Source organism: Mycobacterium sp. TH-M15 (assembly GCF_057473705.1).
Map to the genome: position 1 here is coordinate 1 of NZ_JBYCLB010000206.1, position 2,413 is coordinate 2,413.

Below are 2,413 nucleotides of genomic sequence, written 5' to 3' on the forward strand. Positions count from 1 at the left end.
TCACGAATTCCACGGCGACTGGAACTACACGCTCACCGCCGACCACACCGCGACACGCCCACCAGAACCCGATTAATTACTGCGCGAGCCCTAACCAGGAGGTATGTTGGCTTCGATCTTGACCGGGCAGCGGACCGGTTGATCCTGGTCGGCCTACTTGGCGCCCTGGCTCGCTACCGCGGCGGCCCCGGCGGCCGCGGCCTCCGGGTCCAGGTAGCTGCCGCCGGCCACCGTCGGCCGCAGCTCGGCGTCCAGGTCGTAGCGGAGCGGGATGCCGGTGGGGATGTTCAGCCCCACCACGTCGTCGTCGGAGATGCCGTCGAGATACTTCACCAGCGCGCGCAGCGAGTTGCCGTGCGCGACGATCAGCACCGTCTTCCCCGACCGCAGGTCCGGCACGATGACGTCGGTGAAGTACGGCAGGAACCGGGTCACCACGTCGGCCAGGCATTCGGTCAGCGGGCCGCCGCCGACGTCGGCGTAGCGCGGGTCGGTGTCCTGGCTGAACCGGCTGCCGACCTCGATCGGCGGTGGCGGGGTGTCGTAGCTGCGCCGCCACGTCATGAACTGCTGCTCGCCGTACTTCTCCTTGGTCTCGGCCTTGTTCAGCCCCTGTAGCGCGCCGTAATGCCGCTCGTTCAGCCGCCAGCTGCGGTGCACCGGGATCCAGTGCCGGTCGGCGACGTCCAGCGCGATGTTCGCGGTGGTGACGGCCCGGCGCAGCAGCGAGGTGTACACCACGTCCGGCAGCAGGCCGTGCTCGACCAGCAGCTCGCCCGCCCGCAGCGCCTCCGCGCGTCCCTTGTCGGTGAGATCCACGTCCACCCAGCCGGTGAACTGGTTACTGGCGTTCCATGCGCTCTCGCCGTGGCGGAGCAGTACCAAGGTCGCGGTCTGTGCCATGGCAGCAAGTCTGTCAGGTTCTGCCGGCCCGGGGTCGGCGCGGGTGGGATCGGAGACCCGGCTCGAATAGAGTTGACCGCAGCCGATCGCCATCAAACCCGGGGGTGTCGACGATGTCAGCTGCTCTGCCCGCAGCCCGCAGGATCGCCTGCGCGCTGGTGGCCCTGGCCGTCTGCGGTTCATTGCCGGCGTGCGGCGGCCGGCAGACAAAGTCCAGGCCGAAGCTCTTGCCGCCGGCTACGTCGACGACCGCGCCGCCGAGCACGGCGCCGGCCACACCATACGACATCTTCCGCGTCGACCGGGTCACGGCCGCATTCCCGTCGGGCTTCACCACGGTGGCCTACCCGGCGATGACGCCGAACCTGAAGGACTCATGGATCGCGGCGCTGCCCGGCACCCTTGTGGTGCCCACCCAGTGCCGTTCGATGGTCGTCCCGCCCTATGTGCAGCCTGCGCCGGACGCCGAGGCGGCCGGTGTCGACGCGCGCGGCGCCGGCGGCCGCATCCAGGTCGTCGCGCTGCGGTCACCGCAGCCCATCCCGCCGGTACCGGCGCCGCAAGGCTGTGGCCTCGGCCTGGTGGTGTCCGGCTCCCCGAGCGTCGCCGGGCCGGCCGAACGCGTCCCCACGCCGCAGATTCCCGGGGTGACCACCATGGGTGTGAAACTGACTCCGCTGGAGGAGAATCCGAAATATCTCCTCACGGCTGCCCTCGACGATCAGACCGTCGTCGTGGTCGCGGGCAATGTCGACCGGGCGGCCAACCCACAGCAGCTGATGCCCGATCTGCTCGGCAAGGCCGTCGCAGCCGTCCGTGGCGGCTGACCAGAGACGCTATCGATCTGAGTCGCCGGTCGGGGCGTCGTCGCCGGGCCCCGCATCATCGTCGACCGGCCGCAGATGCTCGAAGGCCCGCAGGTTCTTCGTCGACTCGCCGCGGTGCAGCCGCCAGCGCCACTCCTTCTCGATCGACGAGCGGAACCCCAGCTCCAGCAACGGGTTGAAGTCGGAGTCCACCGCTTCGAGCACTTGGCCGAGTACCCGGTCGATCTCGTCGGCGGTCACCGACGCCAGCGACATCCGGCCGACCAGATAGATGTCGCCGACCTGGTCCAGCGTGTAGGCCACCCCGTAGAGCCGGCGGTTACGGTTGAGCAGGAACCGGTAGACGCCCTCGTGGTTCTCGTCGGGCTGGCGGCAGACGAAGGCTTCGACACGCACCGAATGCTCGCCGACGCTCACCATGGTGTTGGTCTTGAGCTTGCGTTCGCCGGGCAGCTCCACGATCAGGTCGGGAAGTCCGCCATGGGCGCCGGGGTGGTGCGAATAGGTCAGCCCCGCCTTGTCGAGGGTGTCCTCGATCAGCTGCTGCACGGCGCTGCCCATCAGACCGCCCGCAGCCGCCGGCGCGCCGCGGCGAAGTCGTCGATCGCGGTCGCATAGCTGACCAGCTGCGCGTCCACGGTGCGCTCCCAGGAGAACGTCGACGCGTGGTCGATGGCGGCCTG

General features: G+C 69.4%; 3 protein-coding genes. 1 reads left to right on the top strand and 2 read right to left on the bottom strand.

What is annotated here, in order from left to right:
• Nucleotides 1-153: 153 nt before the first annotated feature.
• Entirely contained in the window at nucleotides 154-903 is a 750-nt protein-coding gene (locus AC2VNT_RS04880; RefSeq protein WP_486945779.1) for a phosphoglyceromutase, read from the bottom strand.
• A 158-nt stretch (nucleotides 904-1,061) separates the two neighbouring features.
• On the opposite strand from AC2VNT_RS04880, the gene AC2VNT_RS04885 reads away from it, so the two are divergent.
• A complete protein-coding gene (locus AC2VNT_RS04885; RefSeq protein WP_486945780.1) occupies nucleotides 1,062-1,730 on the top strand; it encodes a DUF5642 family protein in 669 nt (222 codons plus the stop codon).
• A 9-nt stretch (nucleotides 1,731-1,739) separates the two neighbouring features.
• Here the strand turns inward: AC2VNT_RS04885 and AC2VNT_RS04890 are convergent, their stop codons facing one another.
• Nucleotides 1,740-2,291 (bottom strand): type III secretion system chaperone family protein, encoded by a 552-nt coding sequence (locus AC2VNT_RS04890; RefSeq protein ID WP_486945781.1) that lies wholly within the window; start codon nucleotides 2,289-2,291, stop codon nucleotides 1,740-1,742.
• Between the last annotated feature and the right edge of the window lie 122 nt (nucleotides 2,292-2,413).